Annotated in this window: 21 protein-coding genes; 16 read left to right on the forward strand and 5 right to left on the reverse strand. The window is 39.3% G+C overall.

Annotation, left to right across the window (positions count from 1 at the left end; translation table 11 throughout):
* Positions 1–4: 4 nt before the first annotated feature.
* The 3 genes from purE to M0R79_RS04100 are packed head-to-tail and all read left to right on the forward strand — an operon-like array spanning position 5 to position 2314.
* Positions 5–472, forward strand: coding sequence for a 5-(carboxyamino)imidazole ribonucleotide mutase (gene purE, locus M0R79_RS04090; RefSeq protein WP_092570299.1), 468 nt, complete (start codon positions 5–7; stop codon positions 470–472).
* Positions 465–1628 (forward strand): 5-(carboxyamino)imidazole ribonucleotide synthase, encoded by a 1164-nt coding sequence (gene purK, locus M0R79_RS04095; protein WP_248416320.1) that lies wholly within the window; start codon positions 465–467, stop codon positions 1626–1628. The genes purE and purK overlap by 8 nt, the downstream gene beginning before the upstream one ends.
* A gap of 2 nt (positions 1629–1630) precedes the next feature.
* Positions 1631–2314: a phosphoribosylaminoimidazolesuccinocarboxamide synthase gene (locus M0R79_RS04100; protein ID WP_248416318.1), complete on the forward strand. Its 684-nt coding sequence runs from the start codon at positions 1631–1633 to the stop codon at positions 2312–2314.
* A gap of 585 nt (positions 2315–2899) precedes the next feature.
* On the opposite strand, the gene M0R79_RS04105 is transcribed toward M0R79_RS04100, so the two are convergent.
* The gene (locus M0R79_RS04105; RefSeq protein ID WP_248416316.1) at positions 2900–3988 is read right to left on the reverse strand and encodes a DUF1189 family protein; all 1089 of its coding nucleotides are present in this window, start codon (positions 3986–3988) and stop codon (positions 2900–2902) included.
* Positions 3988–6627 carry a YfhO family protein gene (locus tag M0R79_RS04110; RefSeq protein WP_248416314.1) on the reverse strand — a complete coding sequence of 880 codons (2640 nt, stop codon included), beginning with the start codon at positions 6625–6627 and terminating at the stop codon, positions 3988–3990. The genes M0R79_RS04105 and M0R79_RS04110 overlap by 1 nt, the downstream gene beginning before the upstream one ends.
* Positions 6628–6775: 148 nt before the next feature.
* Between M0R79_RS04110 and M0R79_RS04115 the strand changes: the two genes are divergently transcribed.
* Positions 6776–8908 (forward strand): peptidoglycan D,D-transpeptidase FtsI family protein, encoded by a 2133-nt coding sequence (locus M0R79_RS04115; RefSeq protein WP_248416313.1) that lies wholly within the window; start codon positions 6776–6778, stop codon positions 8906–8908.
* 161 nt (positions 8909–9069) lie between these two features.
* Here the strand turns inward: M0R79_RS04115 and M0R79_RS04120 are convergent, their stop codons facing one another.
* A complete protein-coding gene (locus M0R79_RS04120; RefSeq protein ID WP_248416311.1) occupies positions 9070–9672 on the reverse strand; it encodes a hypothetical protein in 603 nt (200 codons plus the stop codon).
* A 14-nt stretch (positions 9673–9686) separates the two neighbouring features.
* Positions 9687–10115 (reverse strand): hypothetical protein, encoded by a 429-nt coding sequence (locus M0R79_RS04125; protein WP_248416309.1) that lies wholly within the window; start codon positions 10113–10115, stop codon positions 9687–9689.
* A gap of 279 nt (positions 10116–10394) precedes the next feature.
* On the opposite strand from M0R79_RS04125, the gene rpmG reads away from it, so the two are divergent.
* From rpmG to M0R79_RS04165, 8 genes are all read left to right on the forward strand, one after another.
* Positions 10395–10547, forward strand: a complete 153-nt coding sequence (gene rpmG / locus M0R79_RS04130; protein ID WP_092570067.1) for a 50S ribosomal protein L33 — start codon at positions 10395–10397, stop codon at positions 10545–10547.
* 115 nt (positions 10548–10662) lie between these two features.
* Positions 10663–11241, forward strand: coding sequence for a 5-formyltetrahydrofolate cyclo-ligase (locus tag M0R79_RS04135; protein WP_248416307.1), 579 nt, complete (start codon positions 10663–10665; stop codon positions 11239–11241).
* Complete coding sequence (locus M0R79_RS04140) at positions 11225–11893, forward strand: rhomboid family intramembrane serine protease (RefSeq protein ID WP_248416305.1); 669 nt, start codon at positions 11225–11227, stop codon at positions 11891–11893. Before M0R79_RS04135 ends, M0R79_RS04140 begins: the two co-directional genes overlap by 17 nt.
* A 15-nt stretch (positions 11894–11908) precedes the next feature.
* Positions 11909–12889 carry an ROK family glucokinase gene (locus M0R79_RS04145; protein WP_248416303.1) on the forward strand — a complete coding sequence of 327 codons (981 nt, stop codon included), beginning with the start codon at positions 11909–11911 and terminating at the stop codon, positions 12887–12889.
* Positions 12886–13281, forward strand: coding sequence for a rhodanese-like domain-containing protein (locus tag M0R79_RS04150; protein WP_092570059.1), 396 nt, complete (start codon positions 12886–12888; stop codon positions 13279–13281). Before M0R79_RS04145 ends, M0R79_RS04150 begins: the two co-directional genes overlap by 4 nt.
* Positions 13282–13775: 494 nt before the next feature.
* Positions 13776–15218, forward strand: coding sequence for an NADP-dependent phosphogluconate dehydrogenase (gene gnd, locus M0R79_RS04155; protein ID WP_248416301.1), 1443 nt, complete (start codon positions 13776–13778; stop codon positions 15216–15218).
* Between the two features lie 89 nt (positions 15219–15307).
* Positions 15308–15991, forward strand: coding sequence for a response regulator transcription factor (locus tag M0R79_RS04160; protein WP_428831974.1), 684 nt, complete (start codon positions 15308–15310; stop codon positions 15989–15991).
* Positions 15988–17442 (forward strand): sensor histidine kinase, encoded by a 1455-nt coding sequence (locus tag M0R79_RS04165; protein WP_248416297.1) that lies wholly within the window; start codon positions 15988–15990, stop codon positions 17440–17442. The genes M0R79_RS04160 and M0R79_RS04165 overlap by 4 nt, the downstream gene beginning before the upstream one ends.
* Before the next feature lie 320 nt (positions 17443–17762).
* Here M0R79_RS04165 and yidC read toward each other — a convergent pair whose 3' ends face one another.
* Positions 17763–18716: a membrane protein insertase YidC gene (gene yidC, locus M0R79_RS04170; RefSeq protein WP_248416295.1), complete on the reverse strand. Its 954-nt coding sequence runs from the start codon at positions 18714–18716 to the stop codon at positions 17763–17765.
* A gap of 259 nt (positions 18717–18975) precedes the next feature.
* On the opposite strand from yidC, the gene M0R79_RS04175 reads away from it, so the two are divergent.
* The 4 genes from M0R79_RS04175 (at position 18976) to M0R79_RS04190 (ending at position 26207) form a co-directional block, all read left to right on the forward strand.
* Positions 18976–21681 (forward strand): FtsK/SpoIIIE family DNA translocase, encoded by a 2706-nt coding sequence (locus M0R79_RS04175; protein ID WP_375163570.1) that lies wholly within the window; start codon positions 18976–18978, stop codon positions 21679–21681.
* Between the two features lie 914 nt (positions 21682–22595).
* The gene (locus tag M0R79_RS04180) at positions 22596–24194 is read left to right on the forward strand and encodes an ABC transporter ATP-binding protein (RefSeq protein ID WP_310795418.1); all 1599 of its coding nucleotides are present in this window, start codon (positions 22596–22598) and stop codon (positions 24192–24194) included.
* Positions 24181–25254, forward strand: a complete 1074-nt coding sequence (locus tag M0R79_RS04185) for an ABC transporter permease (protein WP_248416294.1) — start codon at positions 24181–24183, stop codon at positions 25252–25254. The genes M0R79_RS04180 and M0R79_RS04185 overlap by 14 nt, the downstream gene beginning before the upstream one ends.
* Positions 25251–26207 (forward strand): ABC transporter permease, encoded by a 957-nt coding sequence (locus tag M0R79_RS04190; RefSeq protein WP_092570045.1) that lies wholly within the window; start codon positions 25251–25253, stop codon positions 26205–26207. The genes M0R79_RS04185 and M0R79_RS04190 overlap by 4 nt, the downstream gene beginning before the upstream one ends.
* Positions 26208–26240 lie beyond the last annotated feature (33 nt).

Raw genomic sequence — 26240 nt, forward strand, 5'->3', positions numbered from 1 at the left:
TATTATGGGATCTTCTTCAGACTGGAAACAAATGCGTGAAGCTTGTCTGATTTTAGATCAATTACAAATTTCTTATGATAAAGCCGTGGTCTCAGCCCACCGCATGCCAGAAGAAATGTTAGAATTTGCCAGTCAAGCAGAGCAGAAGGGTTATCAAGTTATTATTGCCGGAGCTGGAGGGGCTGCCCATCTACCAGGTATGGTAGCTTCTAATACGGTCCTCCCGGTGATTGGTGTACCGATGAAGACATCTACACTCAATGGTCAAGATTCCCTGCTTTCCATTGTCCAAATGCCGGGTGGCATTCCCGTGGCGACCATGGCGATTGGCACAGCTGGTGCGAAGAATGCGGGCATTCTGGCAGGGAGAATTTTAGCCCTGCAAGATGCATCTATTCGTGACCGAGTAAAAGAATTGATGAAAGAACAAAAGGAGATGGCTCAAAAGATGACCGCTGATTTAAATGAGTAAACGATTATTACCTGGACAAAGTGTCGGTATTATTGGGGCTGGCCAATTAGGCAAGATGTTGGCTCAATCAGGACAAAAAATGGGCTACCGCTTAGGTGTCTATGATCCCAATTCCCAAGCCTGTGCCTTTCCTTTAGCTCACTGGAAACAAGCTGCAAGTTTCGACGATGAAACAGCTGTTCTAAATTTTGCTAAGGAAGCAGATGTCATTACCTATGAATTTGAGAATATTAATGGTCAAATCCTAGAAAACTTAGCTCAAACCAATAAATTACCTCAAGGAACCGATCTCTTGATTCATTCTCAACATCGTCTGATGGAGAAAGAATGGCTAGAAAGTATTGGAGTTAAAGTAGTCCCCTTCCGTAAAGCAGAGAATTGGGATCAGCTTCAACAAGGTATTGAAGACTTATCCTATCCTGTGATTATCAAGACCAGCCGGTTTGGCTATGATGGGAAAGGACAATTTCGCCTGATCAGTCCAGCAGATTTAGAACAAAATGAAGCAGATTTAAAGGCGATTATGAATGAGCAAAGTTGCATTATCGAAGCCTATTGTCCCTTTGCTTATGAAATTTCGGTGATGGTATCTCGTGATCAAGCCGGGCAGGTTGAACTCTTCCCCATTAGTGAGAATGATCATCAAGCAGGTGTCTTATTCTCTAGTCTGGTGGGTAAGACCTATCCTGTAGCAGTGACTCAAGCTGTTCATGAAGCAGCTACTAAGATTGCCCAAGCAGGTAAATTGGTGGGCGTCTGTGGAGTAGAGTTCTTTGTAACTGAAGACCATCAAGTGTTGGTCAATGAGATAGCTCCTAGACCTCACAATAGTGGCCACTATAGTATTGAAGCCTGCAATTTTTCTCAATTTGATCAACATATCTTGGCAGTCACAGGGCGAAGTATCCAACCCATTAAGTTATTACAAGCAGCCTTGATGATTAATATTATGGGTCAACATATGTCTATGCTTGATGAAATTATTGATCATTTCCCTCAAGCCATGGTGCATATATATGACAAGGGCCAAGCTAAGTTCCAACGTAAAATGGGTCACTTCACCTTACTTGCTGAAGATATTGAATCATTAGAAACCTTACTTCAAACAGATCAACTCTTATTAACAATGAAATCCATGTATCATAAGGAGAAATAAATATGGAAAAAATCTATCAAGGCAAAACAAAAGATGTCTATCAATTAGAATCTGGCGACATTCGCTTAAAATTTAAAGACAGTATGACCGGTAAAGATGGTGTCTTTGACCCTGGTGAGAATGCGGTAGGTTTAGAAGTTGCGGGTTCTGGTCAAGCGAATTTACAATTGACTCAATATTTCTTTGAGAAAATGCAAGCGGCTGGCATTGCGACACATTACCTGGCAACTGACTTACAAGGACCTACTATGGATGTTCGTCCCGTATCTATTTTTGGCAAAGGCTTAGAAGTCATCTGCCGTTTTAAAGCAGCTGGAAGTTTTATTAAACGATATGGTGATTACATTGAATTTGGTCAAGACTTGCCAGCCTATGTAGAAATCTCCTTGAAAGATGACCAACGGCAAGATCCTTTTATTTCAGCAGAGGTCTTAGCCATTCTTGGTATTTTAAGCAAGGAAGATTACCAAGAGATTCGTGACTTAACCATTGTGGCAGCCAAAGTTGTCCGGGATGAATTAGCCAAGCATGACTTGACCTTATTCGATATTAAATTTGAATTTGGTCGTGATAAAGAAACAGGTCAAATTCTCTTAATTGATGAGATTTCTGGCGGTAATATGCGAGCCTTTGATGCCAATCATCAAGCCGTTGATCCCCTGGATCTGGCAAAAGTGTTCGCGTAAGCATAAAATATAAGACAATATAAAAGAAGACCAAGTGTTGACTTACAGGTTCATTAAAGTCAACACTTGGTCTTTATTTTTAGACTATTCTTTCACTTCAATAAATAGAATCTTGAAGAGAGAGTGGAGTAGTATAAGGCCGAAATAAATCGTAATGATCGTTTGAATGATGGATTGGTAATTAGTATACATGACCATTGGTACAAAAAAGATTATCATCAACAGCACAAAAAATCTATTTTTATGATGGTAAAACTTCTTATTGAACTGATATTTTTTCATTGTCGCCTCTTTTCATCCAAAGTATACTTGATTCACCCTACACTGATAGTTTATCATGGATTTAAAGCTATTCAATGCCAAAATTTTAATATTCGCACTAAATAATCATTAAATGATTAATTATATCTTAATGATAAAATAGTATCTGGTAAGCGGTTTCTAATCTATTTGAAAACGATTAAAAATCCCTGATAAGCAAGCCTGTTTACTCACTTATCAGGGCTGATTGTCATGAATTTGATAATTTTATCTTCATGCTAATTAATATGATTATTACCGCTTATAAAGATTAGTTTTAATTTATTAATCATCCTGCTGATCAGGGTGGTCTTTTTTGTATTGGTTTACATACTCCTGAATTTGAATTTCCAGTTGAATGAGTTCAATTTCTAGTTGTTGCATTTGAGTTTTAAGGGTGGATTTTTCTTGTTGTGATTGGCTACGTTTATGTTTTTGATAAATCGTCCGATATTCTTGCTGAACCTGTTCTTGTTTAAGTTTGAGTTGATTGAAGTCATCATCTTCCTTGCGCAGGTCGGTTTCCAACTTTTCTTGTTCGGCCTGAATTTTCTGACTGACTTTGATAAAGCCTTGAACTAATTCGGTGTAATCCTTAAAGGATTGGAAATAAATGAATAGGATGAAAGGCACAAAGATGAATAAAGGTAAATTCAGTGCTGGCCAAATCATCTTTAAGAGTTCAAAGAGGATGAGGGGCACAAGGGTAATAGCAATCATAATCTTTAAGCGGGGTCTAAAACCTAAAGGATGGTTGAGGAAGCGATTAAAGATTTTAGCCATCAAGGTCAGTAGGGTCAGCATAATTGCATAGGCTAAGACCGCATATAAGAAACTTGTCACACCGACCACTGCTTTGAAAATCAAAGAACTTGCTTTAAAATTCTCTAGAAGTTTCAGAAAATGAGCACGATCGACGAAAGTCTTCGCTGGATCGGTTAGATCATAAGCAGTTTGATCGAGACTTAGGTAGGCTTGGTCGTAAAGTAAATACAGTTGAAACCGTTTAGTCGCATCAATCCGTTGGAACTTTTCTTGGGACATAGGAATATTATGGAAGAGTGGATTGGACTTGAGACTTGGATCGATTACAATTTGAACATCATCCGATTGATAATAGAGCGGTTTATCGGCCTCATTGATGGCTAAATAACCTTGTTCATAGTTGAAGTCTGGCACATATTGGCCCACTTGATAGATTTGATTTTGAATATTGGCCACAATAGGCTGTAAATTAAGGTAACTATTCAAAGTCATCAACAAAATCGGGATTAAACTGAGCACAAAAAGTTTCCTCAACTTAAATTGGCGAACCTCAATATAAAAACGGGGTTCTTTAAGACTATTAGCAATTAATCGAAATAAATCTGTCATTATTTACATCCTTTTTTAGTTCTTGTCATATACAAATAGATAAATCTTACTAGAAGGCTAGCAATTGAAATCATTATACCAAAGAAAAGAGCTTTTGGCCGGTAAATCATCGATATTTGATGGTCCCCTTGTTCGATTGGAATAGCTAATAAAGTGTGATTCAGGACCGCCTGGCTCTTTACTTCTTGGCCGTCGACCGAAATTTTCCAAGCTGGGTCATAGGGAATCGTGAACAAGAGGTAGGCTTGGTCTTGTTGGATATGCACATGTCCCTGAATCTGATCATGTTTAAACTGATCAATCTGCAAAATATTGGCTTGCCGTTGCTTAATTAGCCGTTGATATTGTTCAAGATTTAGGCGATAAAGCCGAGGTAAATTAGCCTTGAAAGGCATTTTATGTAATTTGATGGCAAGTTCAATATTGGGATGCTTATTTTGATAGGCAATATTAAGCAGTTGTCGAGTCTTATAAGGTCGATAATATTTGAGACCTTGGCCGTCAATATTTAGACTTACGGCGTCATTATCATATTGACTTGGTAGACTTAAATAATAGGGATCGGTTGTAGGCAAAGAAAGTTGATAATTAATCGTTCCTACTTGATCCGCTCGATTTTTATGATACGTATAATAATCTCCGTCACCTTTACTGACGACGACCAGATTATCATAGCTTGGCTCGGCCAAAGGCACTTGTTCAAAGAAGTGGGGCGCTAGCTGATCGAAATTTAATAATTGTAAGAGATATTCTTGATTCGCCACCGGTTGATGGTCTTTGAAAGGCGTCAAGTCTTCGCCGATCCGAGCAGACACTTCCATCGCTAAGCCTAAGCGACTTGTATTCTCACGTATCAGATAACGATCCTGTTGATCAATAACTGGATAGGCTTCTTTGTCAAAGTTACTGGCTTCATGGTGGATAACATATTGGCCGGGGTGGTCTGTTTTTAAATAATCAGGACGGGTCAAAATATGATAGCGAATATTAAAGAAGTCATCGAGAAATAAATTTGGATTGGTATAAGTCGCAAAGCCTGAGCCGTCAGCTAAACCTAAATAACCGTAAAGTTTGGAAGTTTTTGCTTCTAATGTAGAGCTGAAATGGTCTAGCCCATTGTATTGACCAAAGAACGCTTCATTCTTGGTCCGCATGAAATCTTTGTCAATGCGGTAGAAATCATGGGTGCCACTTCTTAAACCCTGAACTGATCGGTCTAAAACTTGAACATAATCCTGGAATTTTGCCTGATCAAGATAAGAGAATTCAGATAGGATTAAGCTTGCATTGCCGTAAATATCCAGACAGGTTAATAAAATTAAAGGATAGATAATCACTGTTTTTTTGCTAGGATTTAGATAGACTAAGAGGGTAAAACTGCTAAAAATAATCAACGTAGTCAAGATCTTAGCACTAGACAAATAGCTGTAATGGCTTAAATTGAAATAGTAATACATCGCATACAAGCTATAGAGTAGAAGAGACAAGACCAATGGGCTGAATGTTTGCTGATGATGAATCTGCTCTAAGCTAGTAAGAGCTAACACTAAGCCAAAGAAAGTTAAGGTAAAAGCGAAACGATAAGTATACCAGATTGGGAATTGGCCGCCGTGCCACATTAAGTCTAAAGGATTATAAATAAAAGAGAGCAAGTAAAAGCCGATGAACAAAGCCGCGCTGACTTTCTTCCGCCAATGGATGGTGCTTTGACTAAAGAATAATAACAAAGCCAATAGGGGTAGGCTACCTATATATAAATTAGGGGCCCCTGTCTTAATCTCTTCGAAGTTAAATGCGCCGATAAACAGTTTGGCCACACTATCAGCCAGGCTCATCTGCGTTTGCCAATCAAATTGAGCTTGGAAATGTTGTCCCTTACTCTGCAGAATCGAATTTACAGTTGGGATCAAAATAATGGCGGCCGTTCCAGCAGCTAAGATTGAACTACCTACGAAATGAATGAATCGCTGCCCACAATTTTTCAGGGATAGTTTACCTTCTTGGCCAAAGATGATGTATAAAGCATAACCAATCAGAAAGAGACAGATCATATAAGCGATATAATAATTGATCATCAGCATCAGGCTTAAGGAAAGATAATATAGTTTGCCGTCATGATGAAGCATCAACCGTTCCAAGCCCCAGGCAATGATCGGTAGGAGAATCATCCCGTCTAACCACATGATATTTAGTAGGTAGACTATATTGTAGGAGCTATAGGCATAGAATAGGGCGAAGCTCAGTTGATAGGCGAGGCTAAGATTGAATTTCCGCCGAGTAAAATATAAAAAGGTTAAACTACAAGTAAGTAATTTTAAATAAGTGATTAACGTGACCGCAATCGGAAAGTCTATCTCCTTAAAGCCTAAGAATAAAAGATTAAAGGGGCTTAATAAATAATAGGTCCATAGCCCAATGGTTTCGCCGGCAAATCCTTTTTGGAAAGAATAGATAAATTGACTATGATCATGGAGGAAAGCTTCTTTAAATAATGCAAAGAAATCAATATATTGTTGACCCAAATCAATGGTTAATAAAGTTTTGGGACCAAAGGGGGCGACTGATAAGCTTAGGCAAATGAGGAGAAATATAAAGGTAAATAAGACAATGTCAATCAGATAAGGATAATATTTCTTCATAATGCCTCCAGAAAGTAAATCATTTTTTAAGATTCAAACTAAGGTCTATAATAATATAAAATTTGGTAAAATCAAAGATGTCTGCTACCCTAATAGCCTGCAATTTGATATACTATGATTCATGATTAAAAGAAGAAAGGAATAGTGATTGACTTTGGCTCAATTTCAAACAAAAAAGAATAAATATCAATCTCATATTCCACGCCGATTAAATTTACTATTTTTAATTGCTTTTGTGGTATTTGCAGCCTTGTTTATTCGTTTAGGCTATTTACAATTATATAATGGAGAAATGTTCAAAAACATGGTCCAGCGCACCCAATCTACCCAATCCACGGGGTCGGTCCCGCGGGGCATGATTTATGACAGTCGAGGCCAGGTCTTGGTGGGTAATAAACCGGAATTAGCTATTTTATATACACGCGACCGTGATTCTAAAATATCTGCCCAAGATATCATTAAGACCGCCACTGAATTGGCTTCATTAATCGATATTCCGACTAATACTATTACTGAACGCGATATGAAGGACTACTTCTTAGTCAAGAATCCTAAGGTTATTAATGGCCGGCTCTCCAAAGAAGAGAAATTATTAAATGGCTCTGAAGCCTATAAAGCTCAATTAAGTAAAGTGACGGCTGAAGATATCCAGTTCTCCGATGCTGAGAAAAAGATTGTCGCTCTCTTTACTAAAATGAATTCAGCCTTCGCCTTATCAACGGTCACCGTCAAGAATCAAAATGTGACCCAAGAAGAAGTCGCTCGGGTCTCTGAACAATTGGCTAACCTTCACGGGGTAAGTATTGGGACCGATTGGCAACGGGTCTATCCGAATGGCGAGATGATGAAGTCTATCTTTGGCCAAGTCTCAAGCGAACAACGGGGGTTGCCGAGTGAATTAGCCAAGAACTTAATTGCTAAAGGTTATGCGATGAACGACCGCGTAGGGATTTCATATCTCGAGCAACAATACGAAGATGTCTTGCGTGGTACCAAATCACTTTATAATATTGTTACAAATTCGGCCGATGACATTCTTTCTAACCAAATGATTTATGAAGGTAAGAAGGGGGATAATCTTGTACTTACCACCAACATCAATTTCCAGAAGAAATTGGATGATATCGCCGAGAACGCCTTAAAACAAATGACTAATCGTGGCCTAAATGACCGAGTGTATATTGTCGCCATTAACCCTAAAAATGGTGACATTCTAGGCATGAGTGGCAAGCGCTTTGCCTATGATGAAGCGACCGATGCTTATAACTATGATAAGATTGTCGATGATACTTTAGGGGTGATGAGTTCCTCTTATGGGATGGGATCAAGTATCAAACCCGCTATGGTAGCTACCGGTTATAAAGAAGGGGTCATTTCACTTGATAATAATGTCATTATAGACGAGCCGTTGAAATTCCAGGCTTCCCAAGAGAAATCCTCTGTATTTAATCGAACGGGTAAGATCCCAATCGACGATATTCGTGCCTTACAAGAATCTTCCAACATTTATATGATTAAGTTAGCCATGCGGATTGGGGGACAAAACTCTCACGAAGAGAATGGCCCACTCTTAATTAAACCAAATACGATTCAAATTATACGTAATGACTTAGCTGAATTTGGGTTAGGAACTGCTACTGGCATTGACTTACCGATTGAATCACAAGGTTTTAGTCCTGAGAGTGATCAATTAGTATCGGCCCTCGATTTATCCTACGGACAGTTTGACCTATATACGCCTTTACAAATGGCCCAATATGTTTCCACCATTGCTAATGGGGGTATTCGCTATTCCCCACGTTTGGTCAAAGAAATCCGGGGAACTGATGCCAATGGCGAACTCGGTGAAGTGAAAACTTCCATTCCACCAAAAATTCTGAACGTAATTAATCTGGATCCACAAGTCATTGGTCGAATCCAAGAGGGGATGCGTCAAGTATCGCATACAGATGCAGGGACCGCCCGTTATTTCTTCTTAAATTATCCGATTACGATTGGTTCTAAGACCGGAACGACTGAAGCATTCTATGCGGGTCCGATTAAATATCAGGCCAATAAACCAGTAACCAATGCCACTTACGTAGGTTATGCTCCTTTTGATGATCCTGAGATAGCGATTAGTGTGGTTGTGCCATACTTAGAGGAAGCTTCTTGGGGCCGTGAAAGTACGCGGATTGCTTATGAAGTGATGAATGCATACTTTGAAATGCAGGATACTACCAGCAAGAAAATTCAAGAATACATTAAAGCTAATCCAGATGCGGATGCCTGGGTACAATAATTTGTCCTAAGGCGATAGGTTGTATAGTGTAAAAAGCATCAAATAAAAAACCGATAGTGCTTGAAAAGTCATCATGACTTCGAGCATTATCGGTTTAATTATTGAGCTGATCAAACTGATTCTATTTCTTTAGTCTCGCCTTATGAAGGACTACGATATTCTTAATAATAGTAAGCTCCATTGGTAATGATTGAGAGGATTTCATCCAGGGACATATCGGCAGAAAGTTGATAGTCATTGGCCTGGATATATTCATTCAATTCCCAAGTATCAATCAAATCTTGCAAGGCTTGAGCATCCGTGATGATTCCTTGATCTAGCAAGAGTTGACCAATTTCAGCCGAACTTAGACCTTCAGGGATGGTCACTGTTTGTTCACCGTTGTTTTGATTTTCTTGGCTATTGTTTTCATCGGTAGTTTCATCAGTGGATTCATCGGTATCTCCGCCATATTCTTTAACTAATGAGGCATTGGCTTTTTGTAGGGATTCGATTTCATCTTGATTTTCTTTGTTGCTTTTCTCTAGCTTGTCTTTGTCTTGTTGAAGCGTCTTAATTTCTTGGTTTAAAGAAGCTTGTTCTTCATTTAATTGACTAATTTCGCTTTCTTTTTCTTTCAAGGCAGTTTCATTATTATTGAAAATTGCTTGAACAGACATTCCCTCAAGGGGCGGATTACCCCGGACTAAGGTTTCAAATCCGGCCGTTAATAGGGCAGAAAGCAAGAAACCAATCCCAAGATAGCGATAGGTGTTCTTTTTCATAGGGAATCTCCTTTCTAACGATTTTCGATATAGTCATCAACTAAGGATTGGATCGTGAAAGTATCTAGACCTACTTCTTGTTGAATTTCTTGCAGAGTATATCCTTTAGTGTACATTTCAATAACTGTCTGACGACTTTCTTCGCTAATATTCACCACTTCATCTTGGTCAGCCAAGGCTTCTCGATCTAAGACTAATGTTTTTTCAAGATCATTGGCCTTCGCTTCTGGGAAAGTTGTCGCACTTGAATGTGAAGATGGTTGATAGACAACGGCTTCTAATTCAGATAGGCGGGTCTTAATTGAATTAAGTTCTTGCGATACTTGAATCATATTTTCGTTGACTAAATCTTCCAAGTCATTATCATTTTTTGTAAATAAGGATGCTACTAAGCAAATAATAGCAATAATTAATAGTATGATTACTAATAACCAAATTTCCATTATTACACCTCTTTCTAATCTGCTAATCTATATTTTATCAAACTAATTCAGATGTGCCAATATAAAAACAACCACTATTCAAAACTTGCCTGGTAATGAGTGATTTTGCTAACTAATGCGTCTTCTTAATAGAAAAAACTTTATCGGTCGAATTTTTATAAGAAGCTAAAAATTTGTTTATAAGAAGCTAAAAATTTTGCTAGCCAAACGCTTGTCAAAATGCTATACTACTTTAGTATTGTTTTTGTGAACAAAATTTTTCAGTTTGGAGGGAAAGACATGCGCGTTAATATCAACTTAGAATGTACTGAATGTGGCGATCGTAACTACTTAACCACTAAGAACAAACGTAATAATCCAGATCGGATTGAAATGAAGAAATATTGTCCACGTTTACGTAAAGTAACTTTACACCGCGAAGTTAAGAAATAGTTAATGATTATCGTCCACCAGCAAAATCTTCGGATTTTTGCTGGTTTTTTGCTATTTATATATTTATGACGATTTATATGCTAGAATAGTGGTATTCTGACGGGAGGGATCGTCCATGGGTAAAAATGACTTGAGAAAGAAGATGCTGAATCAGCTAGCGGAAATGCCTTTAGCGGAAAGACAAGCTCAAGAAGAAATTCTTTATCAAAAACTAAAAGACCAACTTACTCAACAGCAAGTTAAGAAATTAGGTTTCTATTGGGGACGAGCCCCTGAAATTGATACGGCCTGGATGATCAAAGAACTCAATCATCTAGCGATTGAAATCTATTTGCCGCGGGTTGAGAAGCAAAGACAATTAAGTTTTCGCAAGTTTATGGGTGAGGATCAATTAGTCAGTTCGAAGATGGGGATCATGGAGCCAGCTAAGGAGATTGCAGAAGGTTCATTGGCAGACCTAGATCTTTTGATTGTGCCTGGATTAGCTTATCAAGCATCCGGCTTCCGCTTAGGATATGGCGGTGGCTATTATGATCGAGTCTTGTTGGCCCATCCCAAGCTAGCTACGCTTTCTTTGGCTTTTGATTTTCAACTTTGTCAGCAAGAAGCTTGGCCGGTAGAAGACCATGATCAGGCAGTGGATCAGCTAATCGTCGCCAGAAAGGGAGAAGGTCTTCATGAACACCACAAATAAAAAGCCAATTATGACCTATCTTTTTTTGGCGCTTAATATTCTAGTATTTCTCTATATGCTAGTGGTTTATGGAACGACGACTGATGCCAGAGTCTTACTCTTAATGGGAGCCAAATTCAATTATCTCATCTTGGTTCAAGGGGAATGGTGGCGTTTAATCACGGCAGCCTTTATCCATATTGGCCTGAGTCATATTCTATTTAATGGGATTTCTCTGTATTTTATGGGCTTGGAGCTCGAGCCACTCTTAGGAAGTTTCAAATTTAGCCTGGTTTATCTGTTAGCTGGGTTAGGCGGAAATCTCGCTTCTTTCGCTTTTAATCCAGCCAATATTTCAGCAGGGGCTTCAACCAGTATTTTTGGTTTATTTGCGAGTTTCGTAGCCTTAGCCTATATTTATCCTCAATCGACTTGGATCCGTCAACGAGCCCGAAACTTTATTATGTTAATCGCCTTAAATATTATCAATGGTTTATTAATCCCAGATATTGATAATTGGGGGCATATTGGTGGAGCTATCTTTGGCTTTTTGGTAACGGTGGTTCTCTTAAGGCCTCAACAAGCAGCCCGCAAGACTCATAAAGGTCTGGCCTTTTTGCTCCTTGTTGGACTCAGTATGCTATTTTTATATCTTGGTTATCAGAGTATGTAATTTAGGAGGGATCAGATGTCCAAAAAAATTATCGCAATCGATTTAGGGGGAACTTCTACCAAGATGGCTATTGTATCTGGCCAAGGAGAAATATTACAAAAATGGAGTATCGCTACCAATATTCTCGATCAGGGACAACACATTGTTCCTGATATGATTAAAAGCCTGCAAGATCGCTTAGAACTCTACAATATGACTGAAGCTGATTTCCTAGGCATTGGTCTAGGATCGCCAGGCACGATTGATCAAGCAGCTGGTACGATAGAAGGAGCCTATAATCTTAACTGGGCTCAGGCTCAGCCAGTCAGAGAACTCTTTAGCCAAGCTTTTGACTTGCCTTTCTGTATGGATAATGATGCGAACGTGGCCGCTCTGGGTGAGCAGTGGCAAGGTGCTGGTGACGGTTTAAGCGATGTGGTCATGGTGACCCTGGGCACAGGAGTTGGTGGGGGTATCGTGATTAACCACCAATTAGTCCATGGCTCGGTCGGCGCAGCCGGGGAGATTGGCCATATTACCATTGATCCTGAATTGGACTTTGAATGTACGTGTGGCAAAAAAGGGTGTCTAGAAACAGTCGCTTCAGCTACCGGCATTATCAATTTGGCTCGCCATTTCGCTGAATCTTATGCCGGAGATTCTGAGATTAAACAGATGATTGATGATGCCCAGCTAGTTTCGGCTAAGGATATTTTTGATCAAGCTCAATTGGGCGATCATTTTGCCCAGTCGGTGGTTGAACAATTCTGTCAATACTTAGGCTTGGCTTGTTCCCATATCGCTAATATGCTAAACCCTCAAAAAATTGTCTTGGGCGGTGGGGTTTCACACGCCGGAGTTTATTTATTGGAGCGAACTCACCAGTATATGAATCAGTATTGTTTTACTCAAGTTAGAGAAAGCACAGACCTGGTCCTGGCACGTTTAGGAAATGATGCAGGATTGCTGGGTGCGGCTCAACTTGTTAATTTAATTCAGAATGGAGTTAGAGAATGAATTTATTATATGCCTTAGTTGTTTTATTAGCCTTAATTGTCTTGGCTTATGGTTTATATCAGTTGTACCTTTGGATTATTCGTCGAAATTCAGCTGAGTTAGTGGATACGCCCGAGATTCAAGAAAACATGCGTAAGAATCAAGTTGTCGACGTTCGTGAAACACCGGAGTTTGATGCCAATCATATCTTGGGTGCTAGAAATATTCCTTTTTCTCAATTTAAGATGCGCTTTAGTGAAATTCGTAAAGACCAAGCAGTTTATTTGTATGATGACCATATGAATTACGCTTCTAGAGCAGCCCATATTTTGAAGAAGAATGGTTATTCATCAATCTACATTCTTAAAGGTGGGTTTAGTCAATGGTTCGGTAAAACCAAGAGTTTGCTATAATTAGTCCATACTAATTAAATAGAAATTGGCGACCTCCCATTGGTCATAAAAATTAAGTCATTCAAGACGGAAGAAGCCCCAGACCATCTTTACCAGGTATAAAGTAAAATGGTTGGGGCTTTTTATCGGTACACTGGTTCTGGATGCGAATTTATCCTTGGAATAAAGTGTGTCCCGCGGGTTTATAGAATGATTCTGTCAAAGAATCCAGCATTCGAGGCATGAATCTGTTATGATAGATTAGTAGGACATAGAGAGGATTAGATTTCCAACAATTGAAGCTAGGATGACCACTATTATAATGATGGCTAATGTTTTGGTCATTCGGTCCATTTTAGATTTTTTCTTCATTAAATATAACTCCTTAAATTTTTTGATTTCTTATATTTTAACGAAATCATTTTGAATTAGCAAATAAGCTTTTATCAGGATATTATCTTTATTCTTCGCTAAGAATTTGATAAACTAGTAACATTGAGAAGGGGGAGTATGATTTGGCAAAACAAGAAATTGGTGTCATTGGAATGGCCGTAATGGGTCGTAACTTGGCTTTAAATATTGAAAGTAAAGGATATTCTGTATCGATTTTTAATCGGAGTCGGGCAAAGACTGACGATGTGGTGGCATCTTATCCGGATAAGCAACTTTTGGCCACTTATTCATTAGAAGAGTTTACCCAAAGTTTAGCAAAACCAAGAAAGATTATCTTAATGGTAAAAGCTGGTGCTCCGACGGATGCTACGATTGAAAGCCTTTTACCTTACTTAGAAGAAGGGGATATTCTTATTGATGGCGGGAATACCTTCTTTAAAGATACCATGCGCCGAAGTGAAGAGTTAGCCAGTACTGGCGTTAATTTTATCGGGACTGGGATTTCTGGGGGTGAAGATGGGGCGCGCTTAGGTCCTTCAATGATGCCAGGCGGTCAGAAAGTGGCTTATGAGCTAGTAGCCCCCATCCTTAAAGATATTGCTGCCAAAGCTGAAGATGGTAGTCCTTGTGTGACTTACATTGGCCCAAATGGGGCGGGTCACTATGTCAAGATGGTCCATAATGGAATTGAATACGGTGATATGCAACTTATTGCTGAAATTTACGATTTACTTCGACGCGGTTTAGACCTATCTGCTCAAGAAATTGGGACCTTGTTCGCTGAATGGAATCAAGCAGAATTAGATAGCTTCTTGATGGAGATTTCTGCTGAAATCTTGCAGACAGTGGACCCTCGTAGTCAAGAACCCATGGTTGATATGATTAAAGACCAAGCGGGCAACAAAGGAACTGGGAAGTGGACTTCTCAGAGTGCCTTGGATTTAGGTGAACCTTTGTCCTTGATTACTGAATCTGTCTTCGCTCGGTTCATCTCAGCTTTAAAAGAAGAGCGAATTCAGGCTAGTCAACTTATTCCAGCTTTCCAGCCGACAGAAAGTATTGCCAAGGAAGACCGAACAGCATTTATTGAAGATTTGCGCCATGCTTTATATTTTGCCAAGATAATGTCTTATGCTCAAGGCTTTGCTCAACTTAAGACAGCGAGTGAAACTTATCAATGGGACTTACCATTTGCTGAGATTGCTTCTATCTGGCGAGCTGGTTGTATTATTCGCGCTGGTTTCTTACAAAATATCACTGATGCTTTCCAAACTAAGCCTGATTTACAGAATTTAATGCTAGATCCATACTTCTTAAAGATTGTGAACACACATCATCGAGCGGTGAGACGTGTGGTAAGTAAGGCTGTTCAATTGGGTATCCCTGTACCTACATTATCTGCGGCTATTGCTTATTATGATTCTTATCGTACCCCTGTTTTGCCGGCTAATTTGATTCAAGCCCAACGGGATTATTTTGGTGCTCATACTTACCAACGCAATGATCTGGAAGGAACCTATCATTTCCTTTGGAAAGAAGGTAATGAGGAGAAACTAGAAGATTAATTAGTGGTTTGATTGATAAAAATGCGATAAAATACTCATAAGTATATTAGAATTAGATGAGGAGGATAGCGGTGACTGAGGAAAATAATATTAAAGTCCTTATTATTGAGGACGAAAAAAATCTAGCCCGCTTTGTAGAATTAGAATTGAAACACGAAGGTTATCAAACAGCAATTTGCTATGATGGCCGTACTGGGTTGGAGACAGCCTTGAATGAAGATTGGGACGTTATTCTGCTTGATTTAATGTTGCCTGAATTAAATGGTCTTGAAGTTACCCGTCGGATTCGACCGATTAAAGATACTCCGATTATTATTATGACCGCGCGTGATTCAGTCATTGATCGGGTGTCTGGCTTGGATCAAGGGGCTGATGATTATATTGTTAAACCATTCGCGATTGAAGAATTGCTGGCTCGCTTAAGAGCGCTATTCCGGCGAATTAACCATGAAGATGATCAAAAAGCTAGCCATCAACCAACGGTTAAATATCGTGACCTTGTGGTTGAGAAAGCCAGCCGTATTGTTAAACGTGGTGATGAGATTATTAACTTAACCAAGCGTGAATTTGAACTCTTGTTATATTTAATGGAGAATGTAAACATGGTGCTATCCCGTGACGTTCTCTTAGATCAAGTTTGGGGTTATAAATCGGATGTAGAAACCAACGTGGTCGATGTCTACATTCGATACATCCGAAATAAGATTGATGTGCCTGGTAAAGAATCTTATATTCAAACAGTCCGTGGCACGGGCTACGTTATGCGCACATGAAAGAATTTGTCAAAAACCATTTGAAGCATCCCCTATCTCTTCGTTGGAAATGGGGGATTATTCTCTTTATTGTCTTCTCAATTTTTGGGTGTATCATCTTAGGGGCCTATCGCAATTTAACCTTAGACTATCAAAAAAACATTTATATGGAGACCTATCAGGCAAAAAGTGATGCCACAGTTCGCTTACTCGAAGAAAAGATAAATGATTACAATCAAAGTGAATTGATGCGGACGATTGATGTCATTGAACGAGACGGGACGATGATCCGTCTCTTTAATCAACGGAATCAATTAGTCTATGAAACGGATACCTTAGGAATTTCGACGGGAGATTTTGATAATAAAATCAAGCTCGTGGATTCCCCCAGTGGTTCACTGTTGATTACTTCAAATAAAGTAGGTGTGGGAGCCAACAATCAGGCTATGGGCATCATTCAATATATAGTCAACATCTCGTCTTATGACAAATTGAAAGTGAAGCTTGATAATTTCCTAATCTTTTCGATGGGAATCATGATGATTTTTACTTTACTATTATCATTCTTGCTAAGTCATTTGTTCTTGAAACCTTTGCATTACTTAAATAATTCTTTAGACTTGGTGGAAGAAGAAAGCTTGTCTTATATGCGTGTGAAGCAACCGCGGTCAAATGATGAATGGTCCGATTTAATTATCCATATTAATAAGTTACTTGACCGAATTGATAAGTATGTTTCCAATCAAAAGCAATTCGTCGAAGATGTTTCTCATGAATTAAGAACTCCTGTGGCTATCGTTGAAGGCCACCTTAAGCTATTAAGTCGTTGGGGCAAAGACGATCCTGAAGTTCTCGATGAATCGATTAAAGCTTCCTTGCAAGAAATAACACGGATGAAAGAGTTGGTTCAAGAGATGCTTGATCTGTCGCGAGCTGATCATGTCAATATCGATTATAAATATGAAATTACTGATATTTATGGATCAACCCGTCAGACCTTTAATAATTTTGTCATGTTGCATCCTGATTTTAACTTTTTCTTAGATAGTGATGAAAGTGAAGAAGAAGTGTATGTTCAAATGTACCGAAATCATTTCGAACAAGTACTGATTATCCTCTTGGATAATGCGGTCAAATATTCGCAAAACCGAAAAGAAATTCACGTTTCTATTTCGCAGAGTTTAAATAAAATTGAAATCGCCGTCCAAGATTTCGGTGAAGGAATGTCTGAAGAGGACAAAGAGCAAGTGTTTAGTCGTTTCTACCGAGTTGATAAGGCCCGGTCTCGGGAGAAGGGTGGCAATGGTCTTGGTTTAAGTATTGCTAAGCAATTAATCGAAGGATACCGTGGCGAAATTCGAGTTGATTCTTCGCTAAACTATGGCTCGATTTTTTACATTGAACTACCAATTCTGACCGATACCCGGCAGATTTATAAGAGCAAACAAATGGCTGAACTCAAAGCCATCTAATTCAGAGCTTACCTAGGAGTTTTTCTAGGCAAGCTTTTTTATTTTGACTATATTCATCTATGAAGGACTTAAATGCGAATGATGACCCATCATAAAAAAATCTGCCATGGATTATAAATCATATCCTCCTAAACAGGTATAATAGGGGTCAGTAAGAAATCTATGAATCAGGCTAAATCAACTAATAGCTAGCATTCTACTGAATGATATCTCTGGATGGGAATAATCTTGTGCTCACTGAAAAAAGGTTAAAAAAAGATCTAAGTGCCTAGACACTTAGATCTTCGATAAATTATGCAAATTAAAGGTTATGAGCTAACTTATTTACGCCGTTGTTTACCTTCATTTCGGCGGCGTTTGCTTTGATTACGGACTTGATTTTTGGTCGGGACGAGGCGATCGCTATCTTCTGGATTCACTGTTTTTACCACTTTTTTACGAGGCTTACGTGGCATATTCTTAAATTTCTCAAGTTCTTTCTCAACTTGTTCAGTAATTTTTGGTCGAGCTACTTGATTCATATATAACTGTTGCACAATCGCGAAGAGTCCACCGGTTAAGAAATAAATTCCCAATCCCGCCGCAGATACATAGGTAATCCAACCTAACATAATAGGGTTAACGAGCATCATTGATTTAGACGTAGAAGCCGCTTGAGGATTGGCTGATTGTGGCATGGTCTTGGAAGCCAACCAACCTTGTAAACCATAAATCAAGGCCACAATGACCGTCAATAACAAGGATCGTTCGCCTAGGTTCAAGCCTAAGAAGACAGAGTTCTTAATTTCTGGCGACGTTCTAATCGCAGCATAAATAGCAGAGATAAAAGGCATTTGTAAGAGTAGCGGTAAGCAACCACTTAATCCGCCTAACATATTAATACCATATTTCTTCTGTACAGCCATTAATTCACTGTTAAGGGCTAGCTTTTCTTTCGGATCTTCAGTGAGTTCTAGTTCAGCACGAATTTCATCAAGTTCAGGTTGGGCCACTTTCATCCGTGCACTGGATTCGATAGTTGATCGGGTCATCTTCATCGACGACGGTAACATCAGAATACGGGTTAAGATCGTTACAATAATAATGGCAATTCCATAATTATTGCCGAACATACTAGCTAACCAGTTTAAGAAGAGGGCCGCTGGATGGCCAAGGTATTCATAGACCCAGCCACTAGGGTTACCAGCAGCATCATAAGAAACGCAACCTGATAATGTTAATACCAGAAAAGACAATAAGAAAAAAAGTTGTAACTTCTTTTGATTAAATTTCATTCACTTCACTCCATTATTTTTCATCTTTACTACTATATAAAAGAAATGGTCTGATTGCAATTGTTTCAGAGAAAACTGTTTCAGATTTGTCTCGAAGTCAACCGGTCATTGCCGAAATTTTCTAGAATAGGGTCTTTCGCTGATCAAGGAATATTTAGAGTCTCTTTAGCTGGTGTCTAGCTATCGCTATGGTAAAAGTTTAATGATATAATAGGATGTACGCTTAAAACACTGATTTTATGTAAGGAGCGAGAGCGTTTTGGCGAAAACTCATTCAAACAACAAACAAAATAAAAATAGTTATAAAAATTTCAATATCCAATATTTTTTGATCGGTCTGATTTTATGTTTTATGACCTTTATTGCTTTCTTCCAATGGGGTTTCTTGGGAACCATCTATTGTAACTTTTTCCGTCTATTTGTCGGTGAGAATTATCCCTTGTTGTTATTGGTATTATTATTCGCTGGCATCTGGATGATGTTAAGAGGGCAATTACCGGTTATTTCCTGGCGCCATTTGCTTGGAGGAGGCTTAGTTTTTATTGCTTTATCTACGCTCAGTCATTTCAATGAATTTGCCAGGCAAGAACCTTTAACGGAAGATATCCTCAGTCTTACCTTCGATATTTTTAAGAATGAATTTCTAACGGGTCAGCAACGGATTTCGTTAGGTGGTGGGATGCTTGGAGCACTATTCTATAAGACGTTTGGCTACCTTTTTGGTCAATGGGGGACCTATCTTTTTTCTGCTGTCGTCTTTTTTCTAGGTTTATTTATTCTGACTCGGATTAAGATTACCGAGGTCTATCAAGCTTGTCGGATTCTCTTTAGCCAGATTGGTGGGAATCTCCAACAGGTCTCAAGTAAGGTAAGTGAGATTTCTGTTAAAAATAAACAAGCTTACCAGGAAAAGATGGAACGACAGGTGATTGATGCGGAGACAACTGAACCAAAACAAGCGTCAAGCCCAGCTAAACATAATTCAAGTCTGCTTGACCGTTGGCGATCTTTTATCGACCGCGAATACAACTTGTCAATGGATCATTCACTAGTGGAGACAGATCAGGAAGATGATCAGACCTACCAGCCAGCTTTTGAGGAGACTCAGCCCTATCCGACTGAAACCTTCCAGGCTAGTGATCAAATGAGTCCTTGGGCTCGTCAACGGCATGCTGATCAGATGAGTGACGTAGTGCTTGATCTTGATTATTTCGACCAACTATCGGCTGAACAGTCAGTGGGCCAAAACACGACAACAGATACAGATGCCAATGTATCAGACAGTCCTATTGCTGAATCTTCAACACAATCTCAAGCGGATGAACAATCAGTCTTTGTCTCTGAAAAGAAAGACACTATAAATAAGAGCGAAGCAGATATGATGGATGTTAAGCCAGAACCATCAGACGAAAGCTTGCTCCAACAGGCTGGTCATTGGCAAGATCAAGCTCATCAACGGCAGAATCTAACCGATGATCGATTAGAAAATGAATTAGCAGCTGAGGATCAACAAACAACAACAAAAGGACTAAAAAAAGCTAAGACCAAAGATCAAGCTTATCAGCTTCCGGGCAAGGATCTCTTGACTCAACGTCCGCCAGTCGATCAATCTGAGGAATATCAAAAAATTAATCAAAATATTAAAAAATTAGAGCAAACTTTCCAAAGTTTTGGGGTAGATGCCCGAGTCGTAAAGGCTAATTTGGGACCGGCGGTAACAAAATATGAAATCGAGCCCGCTATTGGCGTCAAAGTTTCTAAGATTGTTTCCTTAATCGATGATATTGCGTTGGCCCTGGCGGCTCGCGATATCCGGATGGAGGCTCCTATTCCTGGTAAATCCCTAATTGGGATTGAAGTGCCAAATAGCCAAATTAGTCCAGTTTCTTTCAACGAGATTGTCGACGCTGCTTTATCTAGCGATAATTTATTGGAAGTACCTTTAGGTCGTGATGTAGCAGGGGCGATTTCTACGGCTGATTTAAGTAAGATGCCTCACTTATTGATTGCCGGTTCGACAGGTTCAGGTAAATCAGTGGGTATGAATGTGATCATTTGTTCCTTATTAATGAAAGCTTATCCTGAAGAAGTCAAATTTCTGATGGTGGATCCGAAGAAAGTCGAATTAACCATGTACAACGAAATTCCGCATTTGTTGGCACCTGTGGTGACCAATCCACGAAAAGCGGCCAAGGCACTTAATCAGGTGGTCGAAGAAATGGAACGCAGATATGAACGTTTTGCCGAAACCAATGTTCGTAATCAAGAATCTTATAATGAATATATTGAAAAATTAAACCAAACCGAGGGAACCGGCTATGCCAAGATGCCTAAAATTGTCGTCTTCATTGACGAGTTAGCCGATTTGATGCTAGTGGCTGGAAATGAAGTTGAGAATGCGATTATTCGCTTGGCTCAGATGGCACGAGCAGCGGGGATCCATATGATTATAGCCACGCAAAGACCTTCGGTCGATGTCATTACTGGAATTATCAAAGCCAATATTCCTTCACGCTTGGCTTTCGCTGTAACTTCAGGTACCGATTCGCGAACGATTTTGGATGCGAATGGAGCTGAAAAGCTACTTGGTAAAGGGGATATGCTCTTCCAACCTATGTCATTAAACAAACCTATTCGGGTTCAAGGGGCCTATATCTCAGACGCAGAAGTCGAGCGCATAACCAACTTTATCAAAGACCAGCGTGAAGCAGAATATGATGAAGAAATGATTATTTCTGATGAAAAGATGGATGCGATTGAAGCTAGTGAAGACGAGTACTTTGAGGACGCTGTTGAGTTGATTAAAGATCAAGAAACTGTCTCTATCTCTCAACTTCAACGGAAGTTCCGGATTGGCTATAATCGGGCTGCTAGACTGATTGATGATCTAGAAGCTCTGGGTTATATTGGTCCCGCAGATGGATCAAAACCCCGCCAGGTTTATCTCAATGATTTCTCTTCCTAGTAGAAACATTACTACGATTGCATTCAATTCTGAATGTGGCTGTTTCAAAAAATAATCTTGATTGATAATAACTGCTTGTCTAGGTCATTCCCATGAAAAACTCAAACTATCGGGCACCGTCTTTCGCTTATTTTCATAAGCTACAGACTTACTTTACGACTCAGTCCCTAAAAGCCAGAGGCTTCAAGGGACTGATGTGAGTAAAGTATGCTGATCCGATGGTTTTCTTTTTCAGGGTTGACCTAGACAAGCATGTTTTACTTTCTGAAAACTATGTGCTGTCAGTAATGTTATTGGTTTTAATTAGTAATATCATTCTTTGAGTCTAATTTCTTAACAGATAGAAGAATAAATATTCGATTTTAGAGAAGTAAAGATTATCAAGATAGATATAAAGCGGTATGTACCTAAGTGCTTGTAAGCTGCGTGGATCTTCTTTATTCTTGCGATTCACCCAGATTTATCTTTTATTTTTTCAAGCAATTTTTAAATCACGCTTACAAAATCTTGATCATAAAGGATTCGTCATAAATATCAATCCTTGAGTAGTAGTAAGATTATATTTTCTCAAAGTATATAGTTTTTACAGGATACGTTTCTAAAAGCCAGAGGCTTCAAGGGACTGATGTGAGTAAAGTATGCTGATCTGATGGTTTTCTTTTTCAGGGTTGACCTAGGCAAGCATATTTTATTTTGATCATTCTATATGCTTTATCAAGCCATTCATCTTAGGGGGAGATTTGCAATAATTCCTCTAACTTGATTGATCAAAAATTATTAATATTATTTTAATGCAATGTATTTGGCCTAACTTTGCTTAATGATGGAAATTGCTAGTGCTTGCTTTCAGCTTTTATGATATTATTTTAAGTGTACTAATTTCATTATTATCTCATTTAGAAGGAGAGGCGGCTATGGAAACTCAAGCAGTCCCTGTGATTGAAATGCGCCAAATTAGTAAGAAGTTTGGAAATTTCTATGCCAATAAAGATATTATTTTAAAGTTGTATCGTGGCGAAATACATGCATTACTTGGAGAAAATGGTGCAGGTAAATCTACCTTGATGAATATTTTGTCAGGATTATTAGAACCCACAAGTGGGGAAATTTATATGAATGGCCAAGCTGAAGTGATTGATTCACCCACCAAAGCTTACCAGTTAGGTATTGGGATGGTTCATCAACATTTTATGCTAATTGATGCTTTCACTGTTTTAGAAAATATTATTCTTGGTCAAGAACCTCAGCAGGGGATTTTTTTAGATAAAGCAGTAGCACGCAAGAAAGTCGAAGAATTATCAAAGCAATATGGATTGAATGTTGACTTAGAAGCGCTGGTGGAGAATATATCAGTAGGTATGCAGCAGCGGGTTGAGATTCTGAAAGTCTTATATCGGGGAGCTGATATGCTGATTTTTGATGAACCGACTGCCTCGCTGACTCCTCAAGAAATTGATGATTTAATGGTAACTTTAAAGGCATTAGCCCGTGAAGGAAAGTCTATTATCATTATTACTCATAAGTTAGATGAAATTAAGAAGGTAGCTGATTACTGTACGGTCATCCGCCGAGGTCAATCCATTGATACGGTAAAGGTCGCAGATACTGATGCCAATACCTTAGCCAACATGATGGTCGGCCGGGTTGTTTCCTTTAAAACAGAGAAGAAAGCCTCTGAGCCTAAAGAAGTGGCACTCGCGGTTAAGGATTTGGTCGTTGAGGATCAAAAGGGGATACCGCGAGTAAACCATCTGTCCTTCCAAGTCCGTCGTGGTGAAGTGGTTGGGATTGCCGGAATTGACGGCAACGGACAGACTGAATTGATTCTAGCGCTTAATGGCTTAATGCCGGTCAAATCAGGTCAAATTAATTTAGGACATGTAGACATTACTCAAGCATCACCTCGTGCTATTAATGAAATGGGTGTCGGCCATATTCCAGAAGACCGTCATCGGTATGGTTTGATTCTAGATATGAGTGTGGAAGAAAACTTCATTATTAAAGATTATTTCAAAGAAGATTATTCTCAATCTGGATTCCTTAAATTTTCAGCCATTGAAAAACATGCGCAAGAATTAATCGAACATTTTGATGTTCGCACCAGCTCACAAAAGAGCCCGATTCGGTCTTTGTCGGGTGGTAACCAACAAAAGGCGATTATTGCTCGTGAATTAGATAGTAACCCGAATTTGCTGATTGCTGCTAATCCAACTCGTGGATTAGACGTGGGGGCGATTGAATTTATTCACAAGAGACTGATTGAACAACGGAATCAGGACAAAGCCGTCCTCTTAATGAGTTTTGAGTTGGATGAAATTCTAAATGTTTCTGATCGAATTCTGGTAATGTATGAAGGACAAATTGTTGCCGATATTCCAGCCTCTGAGACGAATGAACAAGAAATTGGTCTAATGATGTCAGGAACCTCATACGAAGAAGTCAAAGAAATGCGACAAACGGACCAGGTTCAAAGTCATCCGGAAAAGGAAGGTGTCCAGAATGTATCAAAATAAATGGTCAGGTATGCTGGTTTCAATTTTATCCGTCGTTATTGGCTTAATTTTTGGAGCCATTGTGATGATTTGCTTTAATTATGATCCCATTGTTGGTTATAAAGCCCTTTTGGAAGGTGCGGTAGGGAATCCCTTTAATATTGGTCAAACGATTCGGGCAGCGACGCCTTTAATTCTGACTGGTTTGGGTTTTTCGATTGCTTACACCGCTGGCTTCTTTAATATTGGTTTGTCTGGGCAAGCTTTATTTGGCTGGTTGGTCTCTGTTTGGGTGGCTTTATTGATGCCCGAGCAGAGCAAATGGCTAGTTTTGCCTTTGGCGATTATCGCTGGTATGTTAGCCGGAGCCCTTTTTGCGGCAATTCCGGGAATTTTGAAAGCTTTCTTTAATACCAGTGAAGTTATTGTGACGATTATGTTGAACTATGTGTCGGTTTATGTCACTGATTTTATCATTCGTAATGTGATTACCGATCAGGCAGATGCTACCCCGATGATTGGTGATAATGCTTCCTTAGTAATTCCAAAACTCTCAGAGTTGACTAATTTCTCAAAAATACATGGTGGTATTTTTATCGCATTGATAATGGTAGTGATTGTCTACGTCTTTATTCAACGCACAAGCCTTGGTTTTGAATTAAAAGCAGTCGGGCTCAACAAACATGGAGCCAATTATGCGGGGATGAATGCGAAAAAGAATATTATTTTAGCGATGGTTCTTTCAGGTGCGCTTGCTGGTTTGGGTGGGGTGATGAACGGCCTAGGCGAATTTCGCAACATCTTCTTAACCAACGGGGTTGCCCCAGCGATCGGTTTTGACGGTATGGCAGTCGCTTTACTCGGAGCCTTGAACCCATTCGGTATTATCTTAGCGAGTCTATTATTTGGTGGTTTACAGACCGGAGCCACTTTTATGTCTTTCTCAGCCAAGGTTCCCCAAGAAATTGTAGGGATTGTGACCGCTTCTATTATTTTCTTCGTCGGTGCCAATTATGTGATTCGTTACTTTGTAGAACGTCATCAGTCTAAGAAAGCTAAACAAGGAGGTAAGACAGAATGAATTTAGAAATATTAGCCTTACTCGTTTCTTCAACCTTAATTTATTCAGCCCCTTTAATTTTTACCTCATTGGGTGGCGTCTTTTCTGAACGAGGTGGGATTGTCAACGTAGGTTTGGAAGGAATTATGGTCATAGGAGCCTTCTCAGCGGTTATGTTTAATTTACATTTTGCTGATTCCTTAGGTGCTTGGACTCCATGGTTTGCTTTACTAGCTGCCGGGCTGGTAGGGGTCGCTTTCTCATTAATTCATGCCTTGGCCACGGTTAATTTAAGAGCAGACCATATTATTTCTGGGACCGTCTTGAACCTCGTGGCACCTGCCTTGGGTATTTTCTTGACCCGTGTGTTCTTTTCCGGCAAAGGTCAGACCGAAATTATTAGTAAGTCATTTGGTTATTTCAACTTTCCTGTCTTGGCTAAGATTCCTATTCTTGGTCCGATCTTCTTTACCAAGACCTCTTTACCCGCTTATGTTGGGATTCTGTTCGCAGTGATTTCTTGGTTTATTATTTATAAAACCCGTTTTGGATTGCGTTTAAGATCTGTAGGGGAACATCCGCAAGCTGCCGATACTTTAGGGATTAATGTTTATCGCATGAAATATTATGGGGTCATGATATCAGGCTTCCTGGGTGGAATAGGGGGAGCCGTCTTAGCCCAATCGATTTCGATGAACTTCTCACATGTGACTGTAGCCGGTCAAGGATTTATTGCCATGGCAGCGATGATATTTGGCCAATGGAATCCTATTGGAGCGATGTTAGCTGCCATATTCTTCGGCTTTGCCCAAAGTTTATCAGTCATCGGTTCGCAAATTCCATTCATCGCTAAGATTCCATCTGTATTACTGCAAATTGCTCCATATATCATTACTATTTTTGTCCTAGTTGGTTTTGTGGGTCAATCACGTGGACCAGCTGCCGGTGGACGAACTTATGTCAAATCAAAATAAATCATATATAAAGTTGACTTTGCGACTTCTTAT

The organism is Ignavigranum ruoffiae, from assembly GCF_023195815.2.
Taxonomy (GTDB): domain Bacteria; phylum Bacillota; class Bacilli; order Lactobacillales; family Aerococcaceae; genus Ignavigranum; species Ignavigranum ruoffiae.

Bases quoted from the DNA above. Each gene is read 5' to 3' on its own strand.
- purE (WP_092570299.1), top strand. From the start codon at position 5: ATGGGATCTTCTTCAGACTGGAAACAAATGCGTGAAGCTTGTCTGATT.
- M0R79_RS04125 (WP_248416309.1), bottom strand. From the start codon at position 10,115: ATGGAAATTTGGTTATTAGTAATCATACTATTAATTATTGCTATTATT.
- M0R79_RS04120 (WP_248416311.1), bottom strand. From the start codon at position 9,672: ATGAAAAAGAACACCTATCGCTATCTTGGGATTGGTTTCTTGCTTTCT.
- M0R79_RS04150 (WP_092570059.1), top strand. From the start codon at position 12,886: ATGAATTTATTATATGCCTTAGTTGTTTTATTAGCCTTAATTGTCTTG.
- M0R79_RS04165 (WP_248416297.1), top strand. From the start codon at position 15,988: ATGAAAGAATTTGTCAAAAACCATTTGAAGCATCCCCTATCTCTTCGT.
- M0R79_RS04110 (WP_248416314.1), bottom strand. From the start codon at position 6,627: ATGAAGAAATATTATCCTTATCTGATTGACATTGTCTTATTTACCTTT.
- rpmG (WP_092570067.1), top strand. From the start codon at position 10,395: ATGCGCGTTAATATCAACTTAGAATGTACTGAATGTGGCGATCGTAAC.
- yidC (WP_248416295.1), bottom strand. From the start codon at position 18,716: ATGAAATTTAATCAAAAGAAGTTACAACTTTTTTTCTTATTGTCTTTT.
- M0R79_RS04190 (WP_092570045.1), top strand. From the start codon at position 25,251: ATGAATTTAGAAATATTAGCCTTACTCGTTTCTTCAACCTTAATTTAT.
- M0R79_RS04105 (WP_248416316.1), bottom strand. From the start codon at position 3,988: ATGACAGATTTATTTCGATTAATTGCTAATAGTCTTAAAGAACCCCGT.
- M0R79_RS04140 (WP_248416305.1), top strand. From the start codon at position 11,225: ATGAACACCACAAATAAAAAGCCAATTATGACCTATCTTTTTTTGGCG.
- M0R79_RS04145 (WP_248416303.1), top strand. From the start codon at position 11,909: ATGTCCAAAAAAATTATCGCAATCGATTTAGGGGGAACTTCTACCAAG.
- M0R79_RS04185 (WP_248416294.1), top strand. From the start codon at position 24,181: ATGTATCAAAATAAATGGTCAGGTATGCTGGTTTCAATTTTATCCGTC.
- M0R79_RS04135 (WP_248416307.1), top strand. From the start codon at position 10,663: ATGGGTAAAAATGACTTGAGAAAGAAGATGCTGAATCAGCTAGCGGAA.
- purK (WP_248416320.1), top strand. From the start codon at position 465: ATGAGTAAACGATTATTACCTGGACAAAGTGTCGGTATTATTGGGGCT.
- M0R79_RS04180 (WP_310795418.1), top strand. From the start codon at position 22,596: ATGGAAACTCAAGCAGTCCCTGTGATTGAAATGCGCCAAATTAGTAAG.
- M0R79_RS04100 (WP_248416318.1), top strand. From the start codon at position 1,631: ATGGAAAAAATCTATCAAGGCAAAACAAAAGATGTCTATCAATTAGAA.